This window comes from Cytobacillus sp. ABV4_503 (assembly GCF_056158445.1).
The window spans coordinates 102,027-125,004 of record NZ_JBSWTH010000001.1; the positions used below are offsets into that span (position 1 = coordinate 102,027).

The 22,978-nt window shown below is 42.9% G+C and carries 22 protein-coding genes; 15 read left to right on the top strand and 7 right to left on the bottom strand.

The features are described from left to right. The first annotated feature begins 208 nt into the window (after positions 1–208). From ACXAD1_RS00470 to ACXAD1_RS00495, 6 genes are all read left to right on the top strand, one after another. On the top strand, positions 209–568 hold the full coding sequence (locus ACXAD1_RS00470; protein ID WP_206845423.1) for an anti-sigma factor: 360 nt from the start codon (positions 209–211) through the stop codon (positions 566–568). 126 nt (positions 569–694) lie between these two features. After that, the gene (locus ACXAD1_RS00475) at positions 695–952 is read left to right on the top strand and encodes a hypothetical protein (RefSeq protein WP_206845398.1); all 258 of its coding nucleotides are present in this window, start codon (positions 695–697) and stop codon (positions 950–952) included. A 66-nt stretch (positions 953–1,018) separates the two neighbouring features. Continuing rightward, positions 1,019–1,636, top strand: a complete 618-nt coding sequence (locus ACXAD1_RS00480; protein ID WP_206845395.1) for a TetR/AcrR family transcriptional regulator — start codon at positions 1,019–1,021, stop codon at positions 1,634–1,636. 257 nt (positions 1,637–1,893) lie between these two features. Next, a complete protein-coding gene (locus ACXAD1_RS00485; RefSeq protein WP_206845392.1) occupies positions 1,894–2,829 on the top strand; it encodes a diacylglycerol kinase in 936 nt (311 codons plus the stop codon). A gap of 298 nt (positions 2,830–3,127) precedes the next feature. Beyond that, on the top strand, positions 3,128–4,507 hold the full coding sequence (gene rlmD / locus ACXAD1_RS00490; protein ID WP_370221565.1) for a 23S rRNA (uracil(1939)-C(5))-methyltransferase RlmD: 1,380 nt from the start codon (positions 3,128–3,130) through the stop codon (positions 4,505–4,507). Between the two features lie 105 nt (positions 4,508–4,612). Then, positions 4,613–6,076: a PAS domain-containing sensor histidine kinase gene (locus ACXAD1_RS00495; RefSeq protein WP_370221566.1), complete on the top strand. Its 1,464-nt coding sequence runs from the start codon at positions 4,613–4,615 to the stop codon at positions 6,074–6,076. A gap of 84 nt (positions 6,077–6,160) precedes the next feature. Here ACXAD1_RS00495 and ACXAD1_RS00500 read toward each other — a convergent pair whose 3' ends face one another. Next, positions 6,161–8,077, bottom strand: a complete 1,917-nt coding sequence (locus ACXAD1_RS00500; protein ID WP_370221567.1) for an alkaline phosphatase family protein — start codon at positions 8,075–8,077, stop codon at positions 6,161–6,163. A gap of 287 nt (positions 8,078–8,364) precedes the next feature. Between ACXAD1_RS00500 and ACXAD1_RS00505 the strand changes: the two genes are divergently transcribed. The 3 genes from ACXAD1_RS00505 to ACXAD1_RS00515 all read left to right on the top strand — a co-directional run bounded on the left by ACXAD1_RS00505 (position 8,365) and on the right by ACXAD1_RS00515 (position 11,546). Then, positions 8,365–9,468, top strand: a complete 1,104-nt coding sequence (locus tag ACXAD1_RS00505) for an SH3 domain-containing protein (RefSeq protein WP_206845383.1) — start codon at positions 8,365–8,367, stop codon at positions 9,466–9,468. A 258-nt stretch (positions 9,469–9,726) separates the two neighbouring features. Then, positions 9,727–10,383 (top strand): 5-bromo-4-chloroindolyl phosphate hydrolysis family protein, encoded by a 657-nt coding sequence (locus ACXAD1_RS00510; RefSeq protein WP_206845382.1) that lies wholly within the window; start codon positions 9,727–9,729, stop codon positions 10,381–10,383. After that, entirely contained in the window at positions 10,380–11,546 is a 1,167-nt protein-coding gene (locus ACXAD1_RS00515) for a toxic anion resistance protein (RefSeq protein ID WP_206845381.1), read from the top strand. The genes ACXAD1_RS00510 and ACXAD1_RS00515 overlap by 4 nt, the downstream gene beginning before the upstream one ends. 58 nt (positions 11,547–11,604) lie before the next feature. On the opposite strand, the gene ACXAD1_RS00520 is transcribed toward ACXAD1_RS00515, so the two are convergent. Together ACXAD1_RS00520 and ACXAD1_RS00525 are read right to left on the bottom strand one after the other, a co-directional pair. Continuing rightward, a complete protein-coding gene (locus tag ACXAD1_RS00520; RefSeq protein WP_474909168.1) occupies positions 11,605–12,126 on the bottom strand; it encodes an ATP-binding protein in 522 nt (173 codons plus the stop codon). Continuing rightward, positions 12,047–13,264, bottom strand: a complete 1,218-nt coding sequence (locus ACXAD1_RS00525; protein ID WP_474909169.1) for a PAS domain S-box protein — start codon at positions 13,262–13,264, stop codon at positions 12,047–12,049. The genes ACXAD1_RS00520 and ACXAD1_RS00525 overlap by 80 nt, the downstream gene beginning before the upstream one ends. A 206-nt stretch (positions 13,265–13,470) precedes the next feature. Here ACXAD1_RS00525 and ACXAD1_RS00530 point away from each other — a divergent pair, with 206 nt between their 5' ends. The 5 genes from ACXAD1_RS00530 to ACXAD1_RS00550 all read left to right on the top strand — a co-directional run bounded on the left by ACXAD1_RS00530 (position 13,471) and on the right by ACXAD1_RS00550 (position 17,910). Continuing rightward, a complete protein-coding gene (locus ACXAD1_RS00530) occupies positions 13,471–13,701 on the top strand; it encodes an excisionase family DNA-binding protein (protein WP_035331742.1) in 231 nt (76 codons plus the stop codon). A 92-nt stretch (positions 13,702–13,793) separates the two neighbouring features. After that, positions 13,794–14,354, top strand: coding sequence for an FAD-dependent oxidoreductase (locus tag ACXAD1_RS00535; protein ID WP_206845376.1), 561 nt, complete (start codon positions 13,794–13,796; stop codon positions 14,352–14,354). Positions 14,355–14,551: 197 nt separating this feature from the next. After that, positions 14,552–15,952, top strand: a complete 1,401-nt coding sequence (locus tag ACXAD1_RS00540; protein WP_474909170.1) for a M28 family peptidase — start codon at positions 14,552–14,554, stop codon at positions 15,950–15,952. Positions 15,953–16,150: 198 nt separating this feature from the next. Continuing rightward, entirely contained in the window at positions 16,151–17,119 is a 969-nt protein-coding gene (locus ACXAD1_RS00545; protein WP_206845422.1) for a DMT family transporter, read from the top strand. Positions 17,120–17,232: 113 nt separating this feature from the next. Next, positions 17,233–17,910: a DUF421 domain-containing protein gene (locus ACXAD1_RS00550; RefSeq protein WP_206845372.1), complete on the top strand. Its 678-nt coding sequence runs from the start codon at positions 17,233–17,235 to the stop codon at positions 17,908–17,910. A gap of 29 nt (positions 17,911–17,939) precedes the next feature. Here ACXAD1_RS00550 and ACXAD1_RS00555 read toward each other — a convergent pair whose 3' ends face one another. The 4 genes from ACXAD1_RS00555 to ACXAD1_RS00570 form a co-directional block, all read right to left on the bottom strand. After that, positions 17,940–18,902, bottom strand: coding sequence for a D-2-hydroxyacid dehydrogenase (locus tag ACXAD1_RS00555; RefSeq protein ID WP_474909171.1), 963 nt, complete (start codon positions 18,900–18,902; stop codon positions 17,940–17,942). 195 nt (positions 18,903–19,097) lie between these two features. After that, positions 19,098–19,445, bottom strand: a complete 348-nt coding sequence (locus ACXAD1_RS00560) for a hypothetical protein (protein WP_009335932.1) — start codon at positions 19,443–19,445, stop codon at positions 19,098–19,100. Between the two features lie 110 nt (positions 19,446–19,555). Next, positions 19,556–20,374, bottom strand: a complete 819-nt coding sequence (locus tag ACXAD1_RS00565) for an MBL fold metallo-hydrolase (RefSeq protein WP_474911266.1) — start codon at positions 20,372–20,374, stop codon at positions 19,556–19,558. A gap of 187 nt (positions 20,375–20,561) precedes the next feature. After that, a complete protein-coding gene (locus tag ACXAD1_RS00570) occupies positions 20,562–22,028 on the bottom strand; it encodes a TerD family protein (RefSeq protein WP_206845362.1) in 1,467 nt (488 codons plus the stop codon). Positions 22,029–22,226: 198 nt separating this feature from the next. Between ACXAD1_RS00570 and ACXAD1_RS00575 the strand changes: the two genes are divergently transcribed. After that, positions 22,227–22,946, top strand: coding sequence for a glycerophosphodiester phosphodiesterase (locus tag ACXAD1_RS00575; RefSeq protein WP_206845359.1), 720 nt, complete (start codon positions 22,227–22,229; stop codon positions 22,944–22,946). The last annotated feature ends 32 nt before the right edge of the window (positions 22,947–22,978 follow it).

Below are 22,978 nucleotides of genomic sequence, written 5' to 3' on the forward strand. Positions count from 1 at the left end.
TTGGGGAGATTTTTTTATAAAAAAAAGTATTGAATTATTCGATTCTCTCGATTATGATTGTTTCGGCACTCAAAAAGAAAGAATGTAATCCGAATAGATATAAGGGAAGCTGATATATTCCAGGGTATATTTGATCAGCAAAATACCCAGCAGGATATTCATGTCCAGAACACTCTGCTGTCAGGAACATTGGAAGGAGATGATTTTCATGGAGCACTTTTCAAGGGAAGAATGGCGGAAATATGTGAAAAATGAGCTGTCAGAACCAGAGCGTGAACTCTATGAAGATCATCTCTATATATGTGATCAATGTCTGGAAGTATACCTCGAAGCAATGGACGAGGAGGAGGATTCCTTCCCGGAAATGCCGGAAGAAGATGAGTTTACCAATCTTGTTATGGCTCAAATTTCAGGAGGAATTCCGGAAGAAGCTGTCAAGGAACACAAAGAACTTCCCAATAAAGAATCCTGGTTTGAGCGCTGGTTTCCCATTGCATTTGCCTGCTTTATGCTGGTTGGGGGATTAGTAACTATGTACCGGGATAAAAACCAAATAGATCAGGATTAACTCTTAACGGACAGTTAGGAGTTTTTTTAGTACAAAAAGTTTGAAAATTCATTTAAAAATAATTACAATAAAAAGACTAATCAGTTTATTTTATAAGATAAGAATATGCCCTGGGGAGTGAGAAATATGGGAAGAAGGCAGGTTCCGCGGGAAATGCAAAAAAAGAGCAAGAGCATCCATCTTGAGCAATGGATCTGGGACTTGGCAGCGCAAATGCAGCCGTGCCGTTCAGCAGCTATCAGAGATTTATTTCTCGCAAAAGTAAAAGAAGACTTGGTAATGGCGGGATTGGCGGAGGAAAATACTGAAATCACGAGTGAACATGCCAGCCTGTATATAGAAGAAATACTGAAAAGAAGTGACATCAGCCAAAAGTGCTGCTGACATTAAATACGCAGGAATAACTGGAATTTTCTCAGAGAAAAAACCAAATACAATGGAGGGACAGACTTGTCGCCTATCGTATCAGAGGAATATAAACGGAAGAAAAAGAAAGAGATCCTGGCGGGCGCACTGGCCTGTTTTGCCAAAAAGGGATTTCAGGCAGCGACCATTGATGACATTGTCGCTAATTCAGGAATCAGCAAGGGCGCCATCTATAATTATTTTAAAAGCAAGGAAGAAATCTATCTGGAGCTTTTGAATGAGCAGACAGAATCAGCTAATGCAAGACTTGCAGAGAGAATATCCATGTTCTCTTCGGCGGAAAAGAAACTGGAATATCTTTTTGATTTGTATAGGGATATGAGCCCATTCAGCCAGGAACGAAAAGATAGAATTACTGTACAGCTGGAATTTACGCTGCATTCCTCCAGAGATGAGAACTTGAATCGAATTCTGAACGAGCGGGGAAAGAAGTTCTTTTTAAAATTGATAACAGATATTATGGAAGAAGGACAGACTGCCGGGGAATTCCGGCCGGATGCAGATCCAAACCATGTAGCGGGGTTATTCTGGACTTTTATGGACGGGGCAATGCTTCATGGGGTAATTAATGAAGAATATCCATATAAAACCATTATTAACTATGTTAAGAGCCTTGTGTTCCAGGACCTGAAACAGGAATAATGCTCAACTGCATCCTGCTTAATGCTGATGTTAGATTACCTATCAAAGAAATATCACTTAATTACGATACTTTTTTGCCTAATGAGGGTATAATTCATTTGTGCATCTGACCACTTGTGAAAATAGCGGGAAGTGAATAGAATAGAAACGGATGGAAGTGAATAATTGCTAAGCCGTGGACTATTCGCTATGATGTAAAAAGATGGAATGATATATACGGATTAAGTTTAGATATTTCAATAATAGGATGATGGGCTATGAAAAGAGCAAGAATTATTTATAATCCGACTTCAGGCCGGGAAATTTTTAAAAGACATTTAGCAGAGGTTTTGCAAAAGCTGGAGAGCGCAGGATATGAAACCTCATGCCATGCCACCACAGGTGAAGGGGATGCGATTAAAGCTGCAAGGGCAGCTGTTGAGCGGCGCTTCGACTTAGTCATTGCTGCAGGCGGCGACGGTACGATTAACGAGGTTGTAAACGGACTCGCTGAACAGGATTACCGTCCGCGCCTCGGCATTATCCCAACGGGCACAACCAATGATTTTGCACGTGCTCTCCATATCCCAAGAGATGTGGAAGCGGCTGCTGAAATCATTGTAAAAGGAGATACCATTCCTGTCGATATTGGCCGTATAAATGAAAAATATTTTATTAATATTGCTGGGGGCGGAAGGCTGACAGAGCTGACTTACGAGGTGCCAAGCAAGCTTAAAACCATGATTGGCCAGCTTGCCTATTACCTTAAGGGAATTGAAATGCTGCCTTCCTTCCGTTCAACCGAAGTAAGCATCGAGTTTGACGGAAAAATCTTTGAAGGTGAAGCTATGCTTTTTCTTGTCGGTCTGACAAATTCAGTCGGCGGGTTTGAAAAGCTGGCGCCGGATTCCTGTATAAATGACGGGCTGTTTTCCCTGCTGATATTAAAGAAAACTAATCTTGCTGATTTTATCCGGATCGCGACAATGGCTGTCCGGGGCGAGCATGTAAAAGATCCGAACGTTATCTATACGCAGGCAAACCGCATTAAAGTACAATCCAAAGAGAAAGTCCAGCTCAATCTTGACGGTGAATTTGGCGGGCTGCTTCCTGCTGAATTCGTAAACCTGTACAGGCATTTGGAAGTGTTTGTCCCGATTGACCAGATTCGTGAAGAAGACCGCCCGACCGATTGGGAAAGTTCCCACGAATAATAGGAAGTCCGCTCTATAACAGGGCGGGCTTTTATTTTGCAAAAACACATGAAGTTGTGATCGTTGCAAATAGAAAAGTATTCCTGCAAATAGAAGAGTGAAAGAGCAAATATATAGGGAAACTTTGCAAATAGACCGGGGAATATGCAAATAAAGGGTTAGATTCTGCAAATAAACATGCTGTAAGGTATGCAGGTCCTGAATCTGAAAGATATCCATTTCGTATTTACCCCTTTTTTGTGATACAATCTGTCTGGTCAAAAAAGGTCACGGAATTAAGCTGAAAAGGAAGAAAAAGATGAGCAGAACATTACCGGTTCAAAAAAATGATTATATAGATGTTACATTTGAGGATTTGACCCATGAAGGGGCAGGAGTTGCAAAGGTGGATGGTTATCCTCTATTTGTTCCGGATGGTCTTCCCGGTGAGAAAGCAAAGGTAAAAGTGATCAAGGTGAATAAGGGATATGGATTTGGGCGCCTGATCGAGACATATGAAAGAAGCCCATATCGAGTAGAAGCACCCTGCCCGATTTATAAGGAGTGCGGCGGATGTCAGCTGCAGCACCTGAGCTATGAAGGCCAGCTTCTCGCCAAGGAAAAACAGGTCAGAGATGTTCTGGAAAGAATCGGGAGACTTGAGGGAGTCAAGGTGCATCCGGTTCTCGGCATGAAAGATCCTTGGCGCTACAGAAATAAAGCGCAGGTTCCGATTGGCGAGCAGGAAGGCGGACTGATCGGCGGATTTTATCAGCAGCGCACCCACCAGATCATTGATATGAAGGAATGCCTCATCCAGCAGGAAAAAAATGATGAGGTTGTACAAAAGGTAAAGGAAATTTGCGGCCGCTATGGTGTCCGCGCTTATGATGAAGGCAGGCATAAAGGCGAGCTTCGCCACGTGATGGCGCGCTATGGGCTTGTGACAGGCGAAGTGATGATTGTCCTTGTCACAAGGACAAATGAGCTTCCGCATAAGCAAAAGATTGTGGCAGAGATTGCATCAAGCATTGAAGGTGTTAAATCTATCGTCCATAATGTGAATTCCAGGAAGACGAATGTGATCATGGGAGATGTCACAAGAGTCCTTTGGGGCGAAGAGGTGATCTATGATTTTATTGGAGATATCAAATTTGCTATTTCCGCCCGCTCCTTTTATCAGGTGAACCCGGAGCAAACGAAAGTTTTATATGATAAAGCCCTGGAATATGCGAATCTGAGCGGAGAAGAAAAGGTTATCGATGCGTACTGCGGAATTGGCACCATTTCTCTTTTCCTGGCACAGAAAGCAAAAGAAGTATTCGGCGTTGAAATCGTGCCGGAAGCCATTGAGGATGCGAAGAGAAACGCTGACCTAAACGGTATGACAAATGCTTCATTTGCAGTCGGGAAAGCAGAAGAAGTAATACCTGAATGGTATAAAAAGGGGAACACCGCAGATGTGCTAGTCGTTGACCCGCCGCGAAAAGGCTGTGATGAAGCTCTGCTGAAAACCATTTTAAGCATGAAGCCAAAGAAAGTCGTCTATGTATCCTGCAATCCGGGAACATTGGCAAGGGATCTGCGTATTTTGGAGGACGGCGGATATAGGACCATCGAAGTGCAGCCGGTGGATATGTTCCCTCAGACTATGCATTGTGAAGCAGTCGCGGGATTAGAATGGAGAGAGGGCTGCTGACCTATAGGGAAGCTGCTTTTTTCGGTCTTCTAAAGAATCCTCATGCTTTTTTTCTTATAATTCTGTAAAATGTAGTTTATAGAGTTATAAAATGGGGTGAGCTAATTGGTTAATGATTTCCCGATACTTGGAAATGACGGTGAATCGATTTATTCCAATCCTGATGAATTGCTCGATTTGTTCCTGAATTGCACGGCAGATGGGGTTGCCATCATTGATATGAAGAACCGTTTTATAAGGGTAAATCATATGTATACGGTGATTTTTGGCTATACCGAAGAGCAAGTTATTGGCAGGAAGTTTACCGATTTTCAGAACCCGGAAGAAGTGAAGGATATTATAAAACTGGTCAAACTGGGGAAAGTTTACAGCAATGTGATCACACAGCGCTATCATCAGGATGGTTCGGTTCTGGATATATCGGTTTCGTATTCTCCTTTCAGAAATTCAAAGGGTAAAATTATAGCCGTACTGGCTATATTCCGGGATATGACAGAGTTTAAAAGCATGGAGAGGGAATTAAGAAAAACCAGGGAACTGTACGATTTGATAACGGAGAATACGACAGATATGATCAAAGTCTTCACAAAGGACCAAACGGTGATTTATGCATCCCCATCTCATGAGAAAGCTTTGGGATATTCGCCGGTGCAGCTTGTTGGGAAGACCTGCGGCACTGTCATCTATTCCGAGGAGGAGAGAGAAAAGTTTAACATGGTATGTCAAAAGCTGCTGGAAACAGGAGAGCCTCAGATCCTTGAAACGAAGATGGATACGATTAATGGCGAAATCGTTTTCGTAGAGACAAGCATTTCTCCTATAATAAACGATAGAGGCGAGATTGAATTATTTGTGGCAGTAGGCAGAAACATAACAGACAGAGTTAATAATGATGCGGCTTTGCGTAACTTGGACCGCCTGTCCATTATCGGACAGCTCGCAGCAGGGGTTGCACATGAGATCAGGAACCCGCTGACTTCATTAAAAGGTTTTTCAAAACTGCTCCAATCCAGCGTTATTCAGGAAAAACAGGATGATTATTTATCCATTATCATGGAAGAGCTTGATCGAATTGATATCATTGTCAATGAGTTCATGTCCCTGGCAAAACCCCAGGCAATCGAGTTTGAGAAAGGGAGCTTAATGTCCATTCTTGAAAGTACGATTAACGTACTTCATCCGCAGGCACTGCTTCACAATGTTCAAATTCATCTCAATCATCGTGAGAATGATGTCATGCTTTTATGTTCACCTCCCCAGCTGAAGCAAGTGTTTGTGAACTTTTTAAAAAATGCGATTGAAGCGATGCCGAATGGCGGAAATGTATATATCAGTGCCGAAAGAATAGAGAACAGGCGTGTAAGGATTGCTTTTGCAGATGAAGGAGCAGGTATTGATAGTGAAATGCTGAAGTATCTTGGGACCCCTTTTTATACGACAAAAGATAAAGGAATCGGTTTGGGGCTCACAGTCAGCAATAAGATTATTCAGGAGCATCAAGGTTTGATGGCCATCGAAAGTCTTATAGGTGAAGGCACTAGGGTGATTGTGGAATTGGATTGTATATAGCGTGTACAGCTCATCTCTATAGGGGTGGGTTTTTTATTTTCAAAAATGAAATACTGCCTTGCAGCGCATAGCAAGGCAGTGTTGTTAACGTAAAGCATCTTTTAGAACTTCACCCTCCAAAAAGTCCGGAGCAGGTATGTCCAGCAGCTTATAGACAGTTGGGGCAATATCGAGTGTAGTAATCGAGCCAATCCGGCTGTCCTTTTTAAAAGAAGGACCATGTGCAAAGAAGACTGCCCTGAGTTCTTTCCGATCAGGATTGCCGCCGTGGCTGCCGAGTTCAATTGCCGGCATATGGGGACTTGTTAGGCTGCTTCCCATCATATAGCCCCTTCCGCCAAGCAGCAAAATGTCTCCCTGGTTAGGGTGCTTATTCTCTTTATTATTTCCGTAGGCAATCTGATAAGGTTGTTCTTCCTTTCTAAAAAGGTGACGGAAAAACTGCTTAGCAGTTTGATTAAAATGGCTGAACTGCCCTTGCTTAATGGAATCACCAGCTTCACCAAAATAGCCCTTTAGGATTTTTGTCTGAAATTCCGGCTTGATTTTATACTCGCTAAAAAGTTTCTCTACTTGGTCTGCCGCCTTTTCCTTCTCTTTTTTAGTGAGGTTTTCATTCAGATAAATTTGTGCAGCTGACCCGCTGGCTACAGCCATTGCTTTGGAGTTCTCCTCATCCACTTTGCCTTTTTTATCTGTCGCTAAAAGGCCTGCTTCTTTCAAAAGAGTGTTTGGAGCAAGGATGGTATGAACTGGTTCCATGCCGTGGTCGGATACAACAAGAAGGTGGTCTATTTCGCTAAGGCTATCCACCGTCTGTCCAACGACATCATCGGAAAGCTTGTATGCCCATTCAATGTATTTCCTATGTTTTTGTGAATTTTCCTCGGAATATCCAGGCTGACGTGGATCTGACAGCAGAAAGCGGTGTGATTCATGATCAATTTGAGGTGTATAAAACATCAGCAAATCAGGCTGGTATTCCTCTTTAATATAAAGAGACACATCAGTTGCCCAGCTGACAAAACGTGAACTGATTTCTTCGTACTCTTTTCTGGTAATCCACTTTTTTTCAAAGGCCTTTGTATCATCCTGGACGGGGAAAAAGCCGAATTCTGAAAGCAGCTCCTCTTCAAATCCGTCGGGGCCTTCAATGAGGGCTGATGTAACGGCCGTCCGGTAAATGCTTGCTTTCTCAAGGCCAGGGTCAATTTTCAGCTTAAACCAGAATCCTGCAGATTCGCCATCGACTTCAACAGGAATTGCCCCCCATTCATTGGCATTGACAGTGACATCTTTGAGGTCTGCTGAACGGTTTTCCGAAAAAATGAAACGATTATAATTGGTCTTCCCATCATCTGAAGTGTCTAAAGCTAATATATAAAGTTCTTTGTTCTTTGCTTTTTTTATTGGCAGCTCCAATATAGCTTCCTTTATAGGGCTAAAGCTGCTTTCGGTGTGCTTCCAGCTCTCTGCTTTCTTGAACTGAAGCTGATCCAGAGAACTCTCAGCCCAGGTTTCGCCATAATAGACTGCGTAATCAGCCTGTGTTCCTGCATCAGGATTTGATCCGGGAAACAGCACTGTGGCAGTTGTTTTGCCGTTTTTTTTGGCTTCTGCCCAAAGCGGGCTTTTATCGAGCGGCTGATGAAAGGCGCTTTCCCCATTTGCCAATTCCTTATGGGGATCCTGCCACTTATTGCTGACCATGCCGGTCTCCGGCGGGGCTGCACCAGAAGCTATTGCAGCATGAGATGGGGCGGTCAGCGATGGGGTTACGGTTTTGGAATCCCTGGCCGATACGCCATTCTTCATAAGTTTTTTTATGTGGGGAAGTTTGCCTTCCTTTACATACTCTTTTGTAAGGTCATTTCTCATCCCATCAAAGGAAATCAGCACAACCTTGTTTTCCTGTCCATCCCGATCCTCTGCATATCCTGAGGATGGAAATACACTCAATCCTATTAATAAAATAACGATATAAAAATAGTGCTTAATCATTATGTTTCCTCCAAGGTGTAAGTAAATTGGTACAAGAGGTTATTCCCTGTATTTCTTATAAATAAACAAATAATCGACTTTTTACCGGCTAGAGCCACTCAATTGTTTTTATGAAGAAGGAAGATATACAGAGGACAATTATCCCGAATCAGTTAAATAAAGTGATGCAATAGATTCAATAAAATTTTTCCAGTCCCAAAAAGGTAGACTGAAAGTTTCCGAATCTATATTTTTAGAGTAGTCTGCAAAATTCGACAGAAAAAGATGAGGGATATGGAGGAAAATATATGGCAATGTTAAAAGGTTCATATGGAAACAGAGCTCTATTAAAAGGGACTGTTGCTGCAGCTATATTTGCAGGAGGAGTCATGGCACCGTCAATTCCGAACTTTTCAAGTGAGATATCGGCAGAAGCGGCATCATATACTTATACGGTAGATGCGACCAGCCTGAATGTCCGTTCCGGACCGGGGACAAATTATAGCAGGATCGGCAGTCTGGCCCAAGGCAGCAGTATACAGGCAATCGAACGCCTTGCCAGCGGCTGGTACAAAATTAGCTATAATGGAAAAACAGGCTATGTCAGCGGCCAATACGTCAAAACAAATGAAAAACTTTACCGGGTGGATGCTACATCCTTAAATGTCCGAACAGGTCCGGGGTTAAATTACAGCAGTGTCGGCCTCTTAAAAAACGGATCAGTGTTAAGTGTCATACATAAGGAAAGCAACGGCTGGTTTAAAATTTCCTACAACGGCGGCACTGGTTACGTCAGCGGTGATTATGTAACAGCCGGTGATCCCCGTCAGGCCAGGATCAATGTACCGCTCATTGCCCAGCGTCCGGAGCTGCCAAGCGGATGTGAAGTGACTTCCCTTGCCATGGCACTGAAGTATTATGGAGTGAATGTCAGCAAAACAACACTTGCAAATGAAATGCCATACGACTCCACAAAGCTGGTGAGAAATGCGGACGGTTCTATTAAAACCTGGGGTGACCCTGATGTCGGGTTCGTCGGAACACCTTTTGGCAATGGGCACACGATAAATCCGGGGCCGCTGAAAAAGCTGCTTGACCAATATCGTCCTGGTGGAGTAAATCTGACCGGAAAAGAATTTTCGGAAATAGAAAAGGCTGTTTCAGAGGGTAACCCTGTGTTGGCATGGTTTACAATCAGCCATGAAATGCCGAATAAAAGAAGCTGGAAAACACCTGCCGGCAAAACGATCAGTGCACCGACGCCACTGCACTGCATTGTCGTAACCGGTGTGGATGCAGATTATGTTTACTTTAATGACAGTGAAGCAATTAAGAAAGATGTGAAAATGCCTAAGGAGAAATTCATTAAGATCTACAATGCCATGGGCAAGCGTGCATTGGCTGTAAAATAGCCAGAAAGCATCTGCGGAAAACTTCCGCAGGTGCTTTTTTTGCATATAAATATACGTCTCAGGTCTTAGCAAGGATTACTTTTGTGGTCTATGGCGGGCAATCGTGATATTTAGTATCGTATAACTTGAGAAGTTTTTTAAAAGTGTTTTAATAGAATTAAGGATATACGGATTTTTTGCTGAAAATGAATGTGGATGAAACTTTAGGTTTATAAAAAACGTATAAATAAGTAGGACTATGAGTAGGAGTCGATAAATATGAATTCCTTTTTAGCATTTGCTTTTCGTTTGCTGACGGCTGTTCCTTTGTCTGTCAGTGTTTGGCTGGCAAGTTACTTTGCATTCGGGCAAACTTTCATTTTGTCAGGGATATATGGAGCTGGAGCCGGGTTTCTTACTTATTGGGCCGGGGGATTGATTCAGCGCCGCCGCTTTTTGAAAAAGCATGGATTGACGAAAAGGGAATACCAATATATAAAGCGAAATCTTGATGAGGCGCGCCGCAAGATAACCCGCTTGCACAAAGCGATGTTCTCAATTCGGCATTTCCCTACGCTGAAGCAGCGCATGGAATTCATGAGGGTAACGAGAAGAATTTACAGACTGACCAGAAGTGAGCCGAAACGTTTTTATCAGGCCGAGCAGTTTTATTTTTCCCATTTGGATTCCGCGGTGGAGTTGGCGGAAAAGTATGTCTTTCTGTCTTCCCAGCCGAGAAAATCGCGTGAACTGGATCAGTCCCTCCAGGAGACCAGACGTACACTTGATACACTTACCCATCATGTGGAGGAAGATCTTCACAGGGTTATAGCTGAAGATATTGATCAGCTTCATCTTGAAATTGATGTTGCCAGGAATTCGATTGAGAAGATAAAGGATTCAAGAATTCATGATGAAAGCAGGAGATTAAAATGACCGAAGAAAAACCGTCCCTGTTAAAAAACACCAATCTATTGGATGATCTAATGGCAGATCCTTTTGGGGAAAAGCAGGAGGAAGCTTCCTCGTCCTTGCAATCGGAAAAGCGGACAAGGCTGATCGATGTGATTCCGGAAGAAAACCGGGAAAAAGCCTATCAGCTTGCAAAGCAAATCGATCCTGCCAATCACCAGGCAATGATCTCATACGGAACACCGGCTCAATCAAAGCTGTTATCGTTTTCTCATACAATGCTCGAGCATGTTCAGAAAAAGGACGTTGGTGAAGTGGGAACGATCATCAATGATCTGATGAAGAAATTCAATGATGTGAATCCGGATGAGCTGAAGCCGGAGAAATCATCCTTTTTTGCTCGTATGTTTGGAAAGATATCCGGTTCTGTTCAGGAAGTCCTATCCAAATACCAGAAAACGGGTGCTCAAATCGACCGCATCAGCGTCAAACTGGAAAGGAGCAAGAATGCACTTCTTTCCGACATTGTCATGTTAGATAAGCTTTACGAAAATAATAAAGAGTATTTTCATGCTTTAAATGTATATATTGCAGCAGGTGAACTGAAGCTTGAAGAGCTTCATGAAAAGACGATTCCCCAGATGAAGAAGAAGGCAGAAGAGTCGAATGACCAGATGAGGTTCCAGGAAGTGAACGATATGATGCAGTTTGCCGACCGCCTGGATAAACGCCTTTATGACTTGAAGCTGAGCCGTGAAATAACGATTCAAAGCGCACCGCAGATTCGTCTTATTCAGAATACCAATCAGGCATTGGTTGAAAAAATCCAGTCTTCCATCATGACGGCCATCCCGCTTTGGAAGAACCAGGTGGCCATCGCCTTGACATTGCTTCGCCAGCGCCATGCCGTCGAAGCCCAGAAGAAGGTCTCAAAAACAACTAATGATCTTCTTTTGAAAAATGCAGAAATGCTGAAAATGAATACAATTGAAACGGCACGTGAGAATGAACGGGGCCTTGTTGACATTGAAACGTTAAAGAAAACACAGGAGAACCTGATTTCCACTCTTGAAGAAACCCTGAGAATACAGGAGGAGGGCCGCCATAAACGCCGACAGGCAGAACACGACCTGGCCAATATGGAAAATGATTTGAGGCAGAAGCTGCTGGAGATTAAGGGGAATTAGCAGGATTAAAAAAAGAGCGATTTCAATCAAACGTTTGATTGAAATCGCTCTTTGCTGTTTAAACTATTAATCCTGCCTCAGGGGCTGATGTTTGTTTTTTTACTGGCAGCTTAATGACAGCTTCTGTTCCTTTCCCTTTTTCACTATTGAAATAAATGGAACCGCTATGGGATTGGACGATTTTGAAGCTGACTGTAAGTCCGAGGCCGGTGCCTTTTTCTTTGGAAGAATAGAAAGGTTCACCGATCCTGTTAAGGCGTTCTTCCGACATGCCGCAGCCATTATCCTTAACCAGGATAATCAGCTGCTGGTCTTCCTCCTGCAGTGTAACCGTTACTTTACCTCCATCTCTTGATGCTTCAATGGCATTTTTTATGATGTTAATAAAAAGCTGCTTCAGCTGATTTGGTTCACATTCAATCATATACACATCCGATTTTAATAAAAACTCTATCTGGACATTGTGCATGCTGGCTTCTGTTTTCAAAAGCGAAATGACATTAAAAAGGATTTTTTGAACATCCGCTTTTGTAAAACAAATATCCTGAGGCTTGGCAAGGAGCAGCAGCTTCTCCGACAATATGGTTGATCCGGTCCAGCTCCTCCTGCATGATCTGATAATAGAATTGGTGCTTTTCATCTTCCAGCTGCATGAGCTGCACGAAGCCTTTTAAAGAAGTCAGCGGATTTCTGATTTCGTGCGCAACACTGGCAGACAGCTCGCCAACCACAGAAAGCTTTTCAGTGCGGCGCAATCTTTCTTCAGCCTGACGAAGCTTTGTCACATCTTTTCCATAGCCGATGATTCCGGCAATTTGACCGTTTACAATGAGCGGAAGCGCAGTGCATTGAATAGTGAGCTGGCTGCCATTTTTATGATTGAATTCAAATTCACAGGTTTTCGGCTGTTTATCTTCAAGGATGCCTGTAAAGTCTTCAATGGCCTTCATTTTATAAGGAGCTGGTATGATTTCATTTATGCTTTTACCCAATGTCTCATCAGGACTATAGCCTGTCACCGCTTTGAATTGGGGATTTACTTTCGTGATGGTGCCATGAAGGTCAGTCATAAAGACAATTTCAGTATTATATTCAAACAAAGATTTATATTGCTGCTGGCTTTCGGCAAGAAGCTTCTCCACATGCTTTCTTTCTGTAATATCCCGGCCGATAATGACCAGTCCTTTTCGGCTTCCATCGGCATGAAAGAGCGGGACTTTAATCGTATCAAACGTTTTTTCTGTTCCGTCAGGCAAAGGAATGACTTCTTCGATGCGGGTAATTTTACCATTTATCCAGGTTTCTTCATCTGAAGTTTCACAGTAGCGAAGGGCGTCTGCATAAAAATCAGTGTACTCGGCCAGTTCAGAGTCCTTCTTGCCTTTATAATCGACATTTTCAAGATTGAACAGCTTAAGTCCAAATTCATTAGACTCAATCCACCGGCCCTGTCCGTCTTTAAAATTGACAAAGTCAACCATGGAATTGATTAAAGTGGAAAGGCGCTTTTCATCTTCCCTCGAGGCACTGAGCTCATCTCTTTTGCCAATAAAATAATAGAGCAGCCAGCCTGTAACGATAATGTACAGAAACTCTTTTGCTCTAAAAAAGAAACTGACAAGAGAAGAGGGCTCAAGCATATGCAAAAGGTAGTTCGTTCCGAATACCCAAATAAGGCTGATCATTACATATAAGCCCAATACCTTTTTTTTATTCATTAGCTTATATTTCTCCTGTTCTCTATCTGGCTGAAAAAAGAGCTGGAATTCAGTCAAATAAGTATTTTTTCGCTGTATAATAAAAGAATATAAGTTGCATATACAAATTATTTACAGTTTCTATTCTATATGATTTTAGTAGAGTCTTCTAGTGCCTAGAAATTAGTAAAACCATATTATAAGGAATTAGAAAGGGAAGAACAAGCATGTATCTTACTATTAAAGAAACCGCAGAATATTTATCTTACCCTGAATCATATGTAGAAAGCTTGATTCAGCAAAAGAAAATACGTGCCATATATGACGGAGAACAGTACTTAATATACAAGGAACAGTTTAATGCTCATTTGAAGCAGGTGGAAAAATACAGGGAGCTGGTGGAAGAAATTCTAAATGAGCCGATACCGGAGGATCGGGATATCAAAGATGAGGACTAAATTGGACAATTTTCCTTAAATCACATTATTTTACAATTATTATCAGTTTGGATAAACTATAAGTAAATAATGTGTTAAAGGAGGAAGTATGGATGTTTGATATCTTAATTGTGGGTGCAGGCCCTGCTGGTGCAAGTGCTGCGCTATTTGCTGCAAAAGCCGGCAAGAAGGTAGTGGTTGTGGATAATGATAAAAGCATGACTAAACGGGCGTGGGTTGAAAATCATTATGGAGTTATGGAAATTACTGGACCGGATTTAATCGAGACTGGCAAAAAGCAAGCCGCTAAGTTCGGGGCAGAGATTGTAGAGGCAACAGTTGAAAACATTGAAAAAGCTGATGAGAGTTTTAGTGTAACAGCGGGAGAAAAAACCTATTCAGCAAAGCAAGTGATTATAGCAGCTGGCGTATCTACCGATTTAGCAGAAAAAGCCGGTTTGAAGATCAAAGCAGGTACTGAGCCGCGCATTAAAACGGTTCTGGATGTTGAATCCGACGGAAAGACGAATGTCGATGGCATTTGGGCAGCCGGAACAATTGCAGGAGTCAGCGTCCATACAATCATTACAGCCGGAGACGGTGCAAAAGTTGCCATTAACGTAATCAGCGAATTAAACGGCGAGCGCTATGTGGACCATGATATAATGAAATAGTAGGGAAAGAAGGCTAACCGGGGGTAGCCTTCTTTTTTTTGTCTATTTTTCCTATTAGGTATTTACTAATATTAACAATTTAACCAAAATATAGATGGTTGTACCTAGTGTACTCTAGTATCTTGTACCCTTATAAGAGATTTCGAAACATTATAAAATTTAATGAGCGGAATCTATTATTCTATTGGAGGTACTAGATGAGAAAACCAATTATAAAAGTGGCATTGGCTTCGACTCTTATCTTTGGAGCTATTGGGACACAGGCAGTTTTTGCACATCCAGCAGACGTTAAACAGACTCAGCCGTTAAATGTATTCGACAAGAAGGTAGTCAATAAAATTAATGCAGAAAATATTTATAATAATATTGATTATCTTTCACAAACCCCGCGTGTAGCCGGTACGGAATCGGAGTATAATGCGGTTCAGTATATTAAAAGCCAATTCGAATCCTATGGCTATGAAACAGAGATTCAGCCATTCACGTTTTATGGATATACTCCTCCGAGCAGTATGGAAGTGACCATTGATGGCTATGAAGGAGACCTGCAGCCAAGATCCTTTACCTATTCAGTCAATGGGGATGTAAGCGGGGAGCTCGCATTTGCTGGGCTAGGCACACCGGAAGAACTGGAAGGCGTTGATCTCACAGGCAAAATTGCTCTTATCCAGCGCGGTTCCATTTCTTTTGGCGAGAAAGTTTTAAATGCAGCAGAAAAAGGGGCTGCCGGAGTAATTATTTTTAATAATGCAGAGGGTCCATTAAGCGGCACGCTTGGAGCTCATAATGAAGAATATGTTCCGGCGTTAGCCCTGTCAAAAGCAGAAGGTGAGGCAATTCTTGCATTGATGGAGAGCGGTGAAACTTTAACAGCTTCCCTATCCATTGAAGGTGCGGATGCAGGAGAAAAAGTTTCCCACAACGTGATTGCCACAAAGAAACCAACTAAAAAAAAGAAAGCAAACGACGACATAATTGTGGTTGGCGCACACCATGATTCTGTAGCAGGGGCTCCCGGAGCGAATGATGATGCTTCCGGAACAGCGATGACATTAGAGCTGGCACGCGTATTTAAGGATATTCCGACCGATACAGAGATTCGCTTTGCAACATTCGGAGCAGAAGAGCTGGGATTGATTGGGTCTTACCATTATGTTGACAGTCTTTCCGACGACGAGATCAGCAGAACCATTGCAAACTTTAATCTTGATATGGTGGGAAGCAAGGATGCAGGCGATTTAGTAATGATGACTTTGGATGGAGAAGAAAATCTTGTAACGGAACTTTCTCAAGCATCCAGTGAAAGGCTGAACGGTGAGCCGACCCCAGTATATCAGGGAGGCAGAAGTGACCATGTGCCTTTTGCGGAAGCAGGCATTGCAGCCGCTTTATTCATTCACAGCCCAACTGAACCATGGTACCATTCTCCAGAAGACACGATTGATAAAATCAGCAAAGAAAAGCTTCAGGATACAGCGGAAATTGTGGGAGCTGCCGTTTATGATAAGGCGCGTTTTGATAACATGGGCCAAAAGCCGAAAAAGCAGCATAAAATGAAAGCAGCACCTGAGATGGTTCACGAGTTAGATGTAAAATAAGCAGAAGAGCAGCCGTTCCTTTGATGGGAGGCTGCTCTTGCTATTATACAGTTTCTTTGCTTTTTTTCACGGTTATTCATCCGCCGAAAAACCCTGGTTTGCCTATAGGCCAGCAGGAAAAGGTTCAGAAGGTTCATGCCCGCCACTTACATATTTTAAAGCTTTAAAAAGACATATTACCATTTGAAATATGATAAAATGATACAAATTATGAACTTGGATTTTCTGGAAAGAAGGATCGATGTGAATAATATAAAAACATACATTCTCCTCACTTTCATCATGGCTTCATGGGGATTGAATGTGAGCATTATAAAAATACTTGTCAGTTATTTTCCTCCGGTATCGATTACTTCTTTGCGAATACTAACTGCAGGTATAACTGTATTTTTGATATTAAGCATAATGGGAAAAGTGAGAAAGCCGAGCTTGAGGGAACTCTCGTACATAGTATTTGGCGGCCTTTTAAGTGTTGTCAGCCACCATCTTTTTCTGGCCATAGGCCTAACGGGAACAAGCGCGGTGAATGGAGGACTTATATTAGGTGCCGGTCCGCTCTTGACAGCCATCCTGTCTTCTATTTTGCTGCGTCATAAGCCTACAGGCATTCAGGTGCTTGGTTTTCTGCTTGGCGGTTCAGGCGTGACTTTTATTGTCCTTTCAGGGAATAAAGGGATATCGAGCTTAACTCCGGGAGATTTCTTTGTGTTCCTTTCCATTCTTTCACAGGCTCTTAGCTTCATTATAATCAGCAAGGCTTCGAAAACGCTAGATCCGCGATTGCTGACAGGCTATATGCTGGTTTTTGGAGGAGTGATCCTGTTTGTAATGGGCAGCATAATGGAACCTGGCGGACTTAAGGGTATAATCGAAGCCCCAGCCTATGTTTGGGCTGCGTTTGCCGCATCTGCCGTATTGGCAACAGCTATCGGCCATATGGTTTATAACACAGCCATCCGTAATATCGGGCCAGCAGAAGCAAGTATCTTTTTGAACCTGAATACCTTTTTCTCATTGGCAGGCTCAGCGTTCATACTTGGTGAAGTAATTTCTGTAAACCATATGCTCGGGCTGGTTCTTATTGTGGGAGGTGTCCTTTCAGGCTCTGGGGCATTGGAGGATTTAGTATTCAGGAAGCGGAGAAAAGAGAAAAGCCAGTATATGTAAAGTGATCTCTTGACATAGAGATCATTTTTTTTGCAAAAAGTGGAATAGTGGAAAAGGTGTATTTAAAGACCGCTAAGGGGAATAGAGAGGCTATAGAGAGAGGAGGAGCATTGATGTATTTATCAATAACAGTAAAAATGGCTGTTGGACTGGTAACGCTGTTAGCTGTAACCCGTATTCTTGGAAAGAAGGAGCTTTCACAGGTCACCCCTTTTGATTTTGTCTATGCAGTTGTACTTGGAGGGATTATTGAGGAAACCATTTATGATGACAAAGTAACAGCGCTGCAAGTGATCTATTCGGCTTTATTATGGGGAGCATTTATTTACATTATTGAAATTCTGGCAAAAAAGAAAAATATATTCAGGGCGATTTTAAAGGGAAGGGAGTCGATCCTTGTCAAGGATGGCAAGCTGAATGTAAAGGAGATGGAGAAGAACCATCTTGAAATGGAACAGCTGAGAACCATGCTGCGCCAAAAAGGAATATTCAGTATGAATGAAGTTAAATATGCTTACCTTGAGACCAATGGGGGCTTAAGTGTAATGAAATACCAAAAACAAGAGCCTGTCACTCCTGAAATGATGAAACTTGAGGTAAAAGAAAAGAAACCTTCAACTTTATTGATTGATGAAGGAGAAGTAGTAGAAGGCGGACTGAAATTACTGGGGAAAGATGGAAATTGGCTAAGGGAATCTATTAAAACGGAAGGCTGGCAAAATATCAAAGATATTTTCTGTGCAGAGTGGTCGGAAGAAGAAGGGTTTTATATCGTAGCGTATAAAAAATGAGCCTTGCGAATGCTGCAAGGCCCTCTTTATTAATATCCCTTTATATAATCTACTTGATTAATGCCGGGAGTACCGCTGTTAATGTACTCCTTTAAATTAGGTATGAATATATCTTCAATTACACGCTTGGTATAGTATTCCGTGGAGCCGGCTGTATGCGGAGTAATGATGACATTATCATGTTCCCATAACGGGCTGTCTTCAGAAAGCGGCTCCTTTTCAAATACATCCAGGCCTGCACCGGCAATCTGCCCGTTCTGCAGTGCGGCAATCAAATCTGTTTCTTTTACAATTTCACCCCGGCCGATATTGATGAAGAAAGCAGAATTCTTCATGCGGGAAAACTGTTCGGCTCCGAATAACTGCCGTGTTTCCTGTGTAAGCGGAAGTGTGACGACAACATAGTCACAAAGAGGAAGCACCTCATTCAGCTGGCCGGAAGTGTACATTTCATCTATATACTCTTCGGGTTTTCCGAAGTGCCGAACTCCAATCACCTTCATGCCGAATGCTTTGGCAATCCTGGCGGTTTCCTTCCCGATAGCGCCTGTGCCTATCAAGCCGATGGTTTTATTATGAATTTCAAGCTTCATTCCAGAATGATGCCATACCTTGGCTTGCTGATTTTTTACATATGTATGGATTTTGCGTGTGAGCCCAAGCATTAAGGCGAAAATCGTTTCTGAAATGGGGTTTGCATGTACGCCATTTGCGCTGGTAATCTGGATGCCCTGTGATTCCATTTCTGCCAGGGGCAGGGAATCAACCCCGGCACTCCAGGACTGGAACCAGCGGAGGCTGCTGCTTCCCTCAAGGACCATCTCTTTTAAATCCTTTTTCCAGCCGGCGATCACTTCGGCTTCTTTCATCTCATTGTACCAGTTTGCTGGATCTTTTCCGGAAATGAGCTCCCAATCGGGGATGACTTCTTTAATTTTATCAATCTGTGAGGGTTCCAGATCATGTGTGACAATACAGGTTCTTTTTGACATATGTGTTCCTCCGGTTTTTATTTTTTTGAAAAGTCGGTAAATATATCATAGTCTATAAAACAATAAATGTGAACTTTTCTGATGAAATGAAAAATAGCATAGAATAGCAATGATACGATAAACAAGTTAGTTTATGCTGATCGATACGAAAACAAAAGAGCCCCCGGACGCTGGAACCGGGGGCTAAACTATCTATTAAGAGGGCTGAAAACCTATTAATTTTGCTTTCTTATCAACGCCGAGTGTCTGTTTATCCGGGAAGGTAATGACAGAACTGATATAATCCCATCGGATTAAAAAATGGGTGACGCAATCCTCTTCCTTTTGCTGCTCTTCCGGGATGTCGGTACCGTCTTCCTCTTTGACCATAGTACGTTTGAAGCAAGGATTCTCAACCCAGATTCCCATGCTTTCTGTCTTGATCAGTTTAACAAGATACCATTCATCGGGCTGATAAATGCCTGTGATGGACCCGACGAGATCATTTGGAAAGTTCTTGAATTTTATTTGGATTTTTTGTCCTGTAAAATTTTCAAGATGCATATATGAACCTCCTGAACTATTAGAATTCGTTTTTATACTCTTCCTTTTTTGGATTGTTTTAAACATCAAAAAAGCAAGATTCACACGATTTGGTGAACCTTGCTTTTTTTCTAACGTTCTCCGTCTACATATTTTCCATGGTCAGGGACGGCAATTTCATCAAATTCATTTACGAGCCTGGCGAGGCTTTCCTTTAATACAGCGGCAGCCATTGGAATGCCATGGCCAGTGATGGCTACATCTGGCTGAAGGGCTTCAAGTTTCTGTACAGAAGTCCGGGCAGCATCCCAATCAGTTGTCAGGTAGCGGGGCGGGCCGCTGATTTCCTGTTCCTGGGTGAGCACACTGTATAAGGACTCCTGCTTCACTGTTACAAAAGCATCTCCTGCAATCAGCACGCGATCCGACTCTCTGAATAGGGAGACATGGCCGGGAGTATGACCTGGTGTGTGAATCCACTTCCATCCTTCCATTAAGGGAACATTTCCGTCATCAGGTAATGGCTGAACATGGGTTCCGAGATCAATGCCTTCATGCGGAAAAGTGGGGGACATCTTTGCGACAAGTCCGCCTTCAACACTCGCATCAGGCTTTGGATAATTCTGCTGTCCCGTTAAGAATGGCATTTCCAGTGTATGAGCGTATACAGGAACCTGCCAGCGCTCAACCAAATCGATAATTGCACCAACATGATCAAAGTGGCCATGTGTAAGAATAATGGCTTTCGGTTTGGCATTCTCTCCAAAGAGTTCTTCCGCCGCATCCATGATTTTCTCTGCAGATTTTGGCATGCCTGCGTCAACCAGAACCCAGTCGCCAGGCTTCTCTGATGTTCGAACAAAACAAACATTCACAATCTGTACTGTAAGGCAGTAGACTCCATCCGCTTCATTAACAATCATTCCGCTCGTGGAGGAAGTCATGGGCATATATCGTTCCGTAGACGAACTTTCCTTCAAGGATATTACCTCCTTAGTAATTTTAGAAATAACAGGGCCTTTATCTTTTTGAGTATACCCGCAGGTGAACTATGTATGCGGCATATTCAGGAGGAGAAGGGAATAAATACAAAAAAAAGCTCTGCCGCATTTTGACAGAGCTGAGGAATTTCACATATTAAGATAGGAATTCATGAGGGTTTAATCCGAGTTCCATGCAGATCTCTGTAACAGCCTGTTTTTCATTTTGATCAAAGTTCCCATCAGCATAACCGATCGCGATGCAATAACGGGCTACAAGGCGGGCAATCTCAGGCTTATTTCTTACCCGGCCAACTGCTTTGAAGGCTTCGGCCCGGCCGATGATCGGATCCATCTCAATCCGCTGGACGAACATATTGAATTGCTGTATCACTTTTTGCGTATCAAATACTTTTAATTCCTGGCTGCTGTTTACAAACTCGACCATCTTTTGGCGTTCAGATGGATCAAGCCTGCCATCTGCCATGCCGACAAGAGCACATGAAGCTACAACGGCGTCCATGACATCCTGGCTCTTGAATCGTGTAAACAGCTCCTGGGCACGCCGCTTTTGATCATTTGCCCACTGTGCGTAATCTGTCTGATTAGGCGACCATGAATTGCCGCAGGAATTACAGGTGAGCTTCAGCTGATTTTTTCCAATAAAGCCGCCAAGAAGTCCTACAGGCCCAAGGATGAGTCCTCCAATCGCCGCTTTTCCAAGGCCAAATCCTTTTTGGCCGGTGCGGATGTTAGTGGATCCACAGCGGGTGCAGGCAATATTTCCATCAGTATAGGATTGAGCCTGAACCGGCTGCCCAATACCTGTCTGCCCTCCAAATGAAGATGGCTGCGAAGGTGGAGTGTTATAAGAAGCCTGATTGTAGGCAGGCTGGCCAAAGGACGACGGGCTGTAGCCTGATTGTGCCTGCTGGCTATATGGCTGCTGGTTTTGCTGTGGACTGAATCCTTGAGCTGGCTGTCCAAAATGGGCTTGCTGCTGATATTGACTCTGGCTGAATGACGCCTGCGGACTTGAAGCGGGCTCATCATCTACGGAAACGCCGAAATTGCGGCAAAGAGCAGCTAATCCGCCCTGGAATCCGCTTGCAATGGCATTGAATTTCCACTCGCCATTGTGACGGTAAAGCTCCGCAGCGACGATGGCTGTTTCAACAGTAAAATCGCGCCCAAGGTCGAAGCGGATAAGCTCTTCGTTTGTCATGGCATTAAAAATTCTCACATAGGCATTGGAAACTTGTCCAAAGTTCTGACCTTTCATCTGGGCATCATGAATGGTAATAGTAAAAGCAATTCGATGGATATGCTGCGGCACCTTATTTAACTCGATGCGGATTTGCTCATCATCCCCTGCACCGGCACCAGTTCTGTTATCACTGCTGTAAAGGATCGATCCGTTTCCGCCGGATGGATTATTATAAAACACAAAGTCACTATCACTTTGCACTTTGCCGGATCCACCTGTTAAAAATGCTGAAGCGTCCAGGTCATATTGCGATTGATTATGGCTGACATCCCAGCCCAATCCTGCCACCACAACCTGCAAACCAGGATTAGTTTTGGTCAAATCTACTTTTTGTCCCTTGCTCAATCGAACTCCCACAGATTTCACTCCTAATTCGTTTTTATGTATGAATATCTTGTAATACGTTCTGAGAAGAAAGAAGTTTCATAGTTTTCATTATAAGGGAATTGGATGCGAAGTGAAACTTGAGCGGCTATTCTGAGGATGAAAAAATGGTTTTGGGGCAGGCCGTAGAATAGAATATATATAAATGTTGTTGATATAGGAGGAGATAATTTGAATAAAAGAGCAAAAGTCTTTGCACACCGCGGCGCCAGTGGACATTTTCCGGAAAATACGATGGCCGCATTCCAGGCTGCTTTGGAGGCAGGAGCAGATGGCATTGAATTGGATGTGCAGATGGCGAAGGATGGTACGCTTGTGATCATTCATGACGAAAAGGTGGACAGAACGACGGGCGGAACCGGTTATATTAAGGACATGATCTTTGAAGAAATCCTTCAGCTTGATGTCTGGTTTGCGGATGTGAACGCCGGAGAAACAATCCCCGATCTGGAGAAATTTTTAAAATGGGCAGTGATGGAGGGCAACGAACTGCTGATTAATATTGAATTGAAAAATGATTTGATTGAATATCCCGGGATGGAAGAAAAGGTAATTGACCTTATCCTTAAATATGGATTGGAAAAGCGTGTCATAATATCATCTTTCAATGCAGAGAGTCTGAAGAGAGTCCGGAACTTGCATGCCACTTTGCAGACAGGCTATTTGATTGAAGGCATCCCTGAAAACATACTCGAAATCGCAAAAAGCATCGGGGCAAACAGCATTCATTGTGAAGAGGGATTTGCTTTATCAGAGTTTGGCAGAGAAGCAAAAGAAGCGGGTTTTCCTTTGCGGGTATATACCGTAAATGATGAAACCCGCAGCGGATTGTTAAATAATGCCGGAGTCGAAGTGATTATGACAGACTTTCCGGAAAGGTTTTTGAAATAATAAGTTAGTTGCATGTGGAAATTCTGATTATC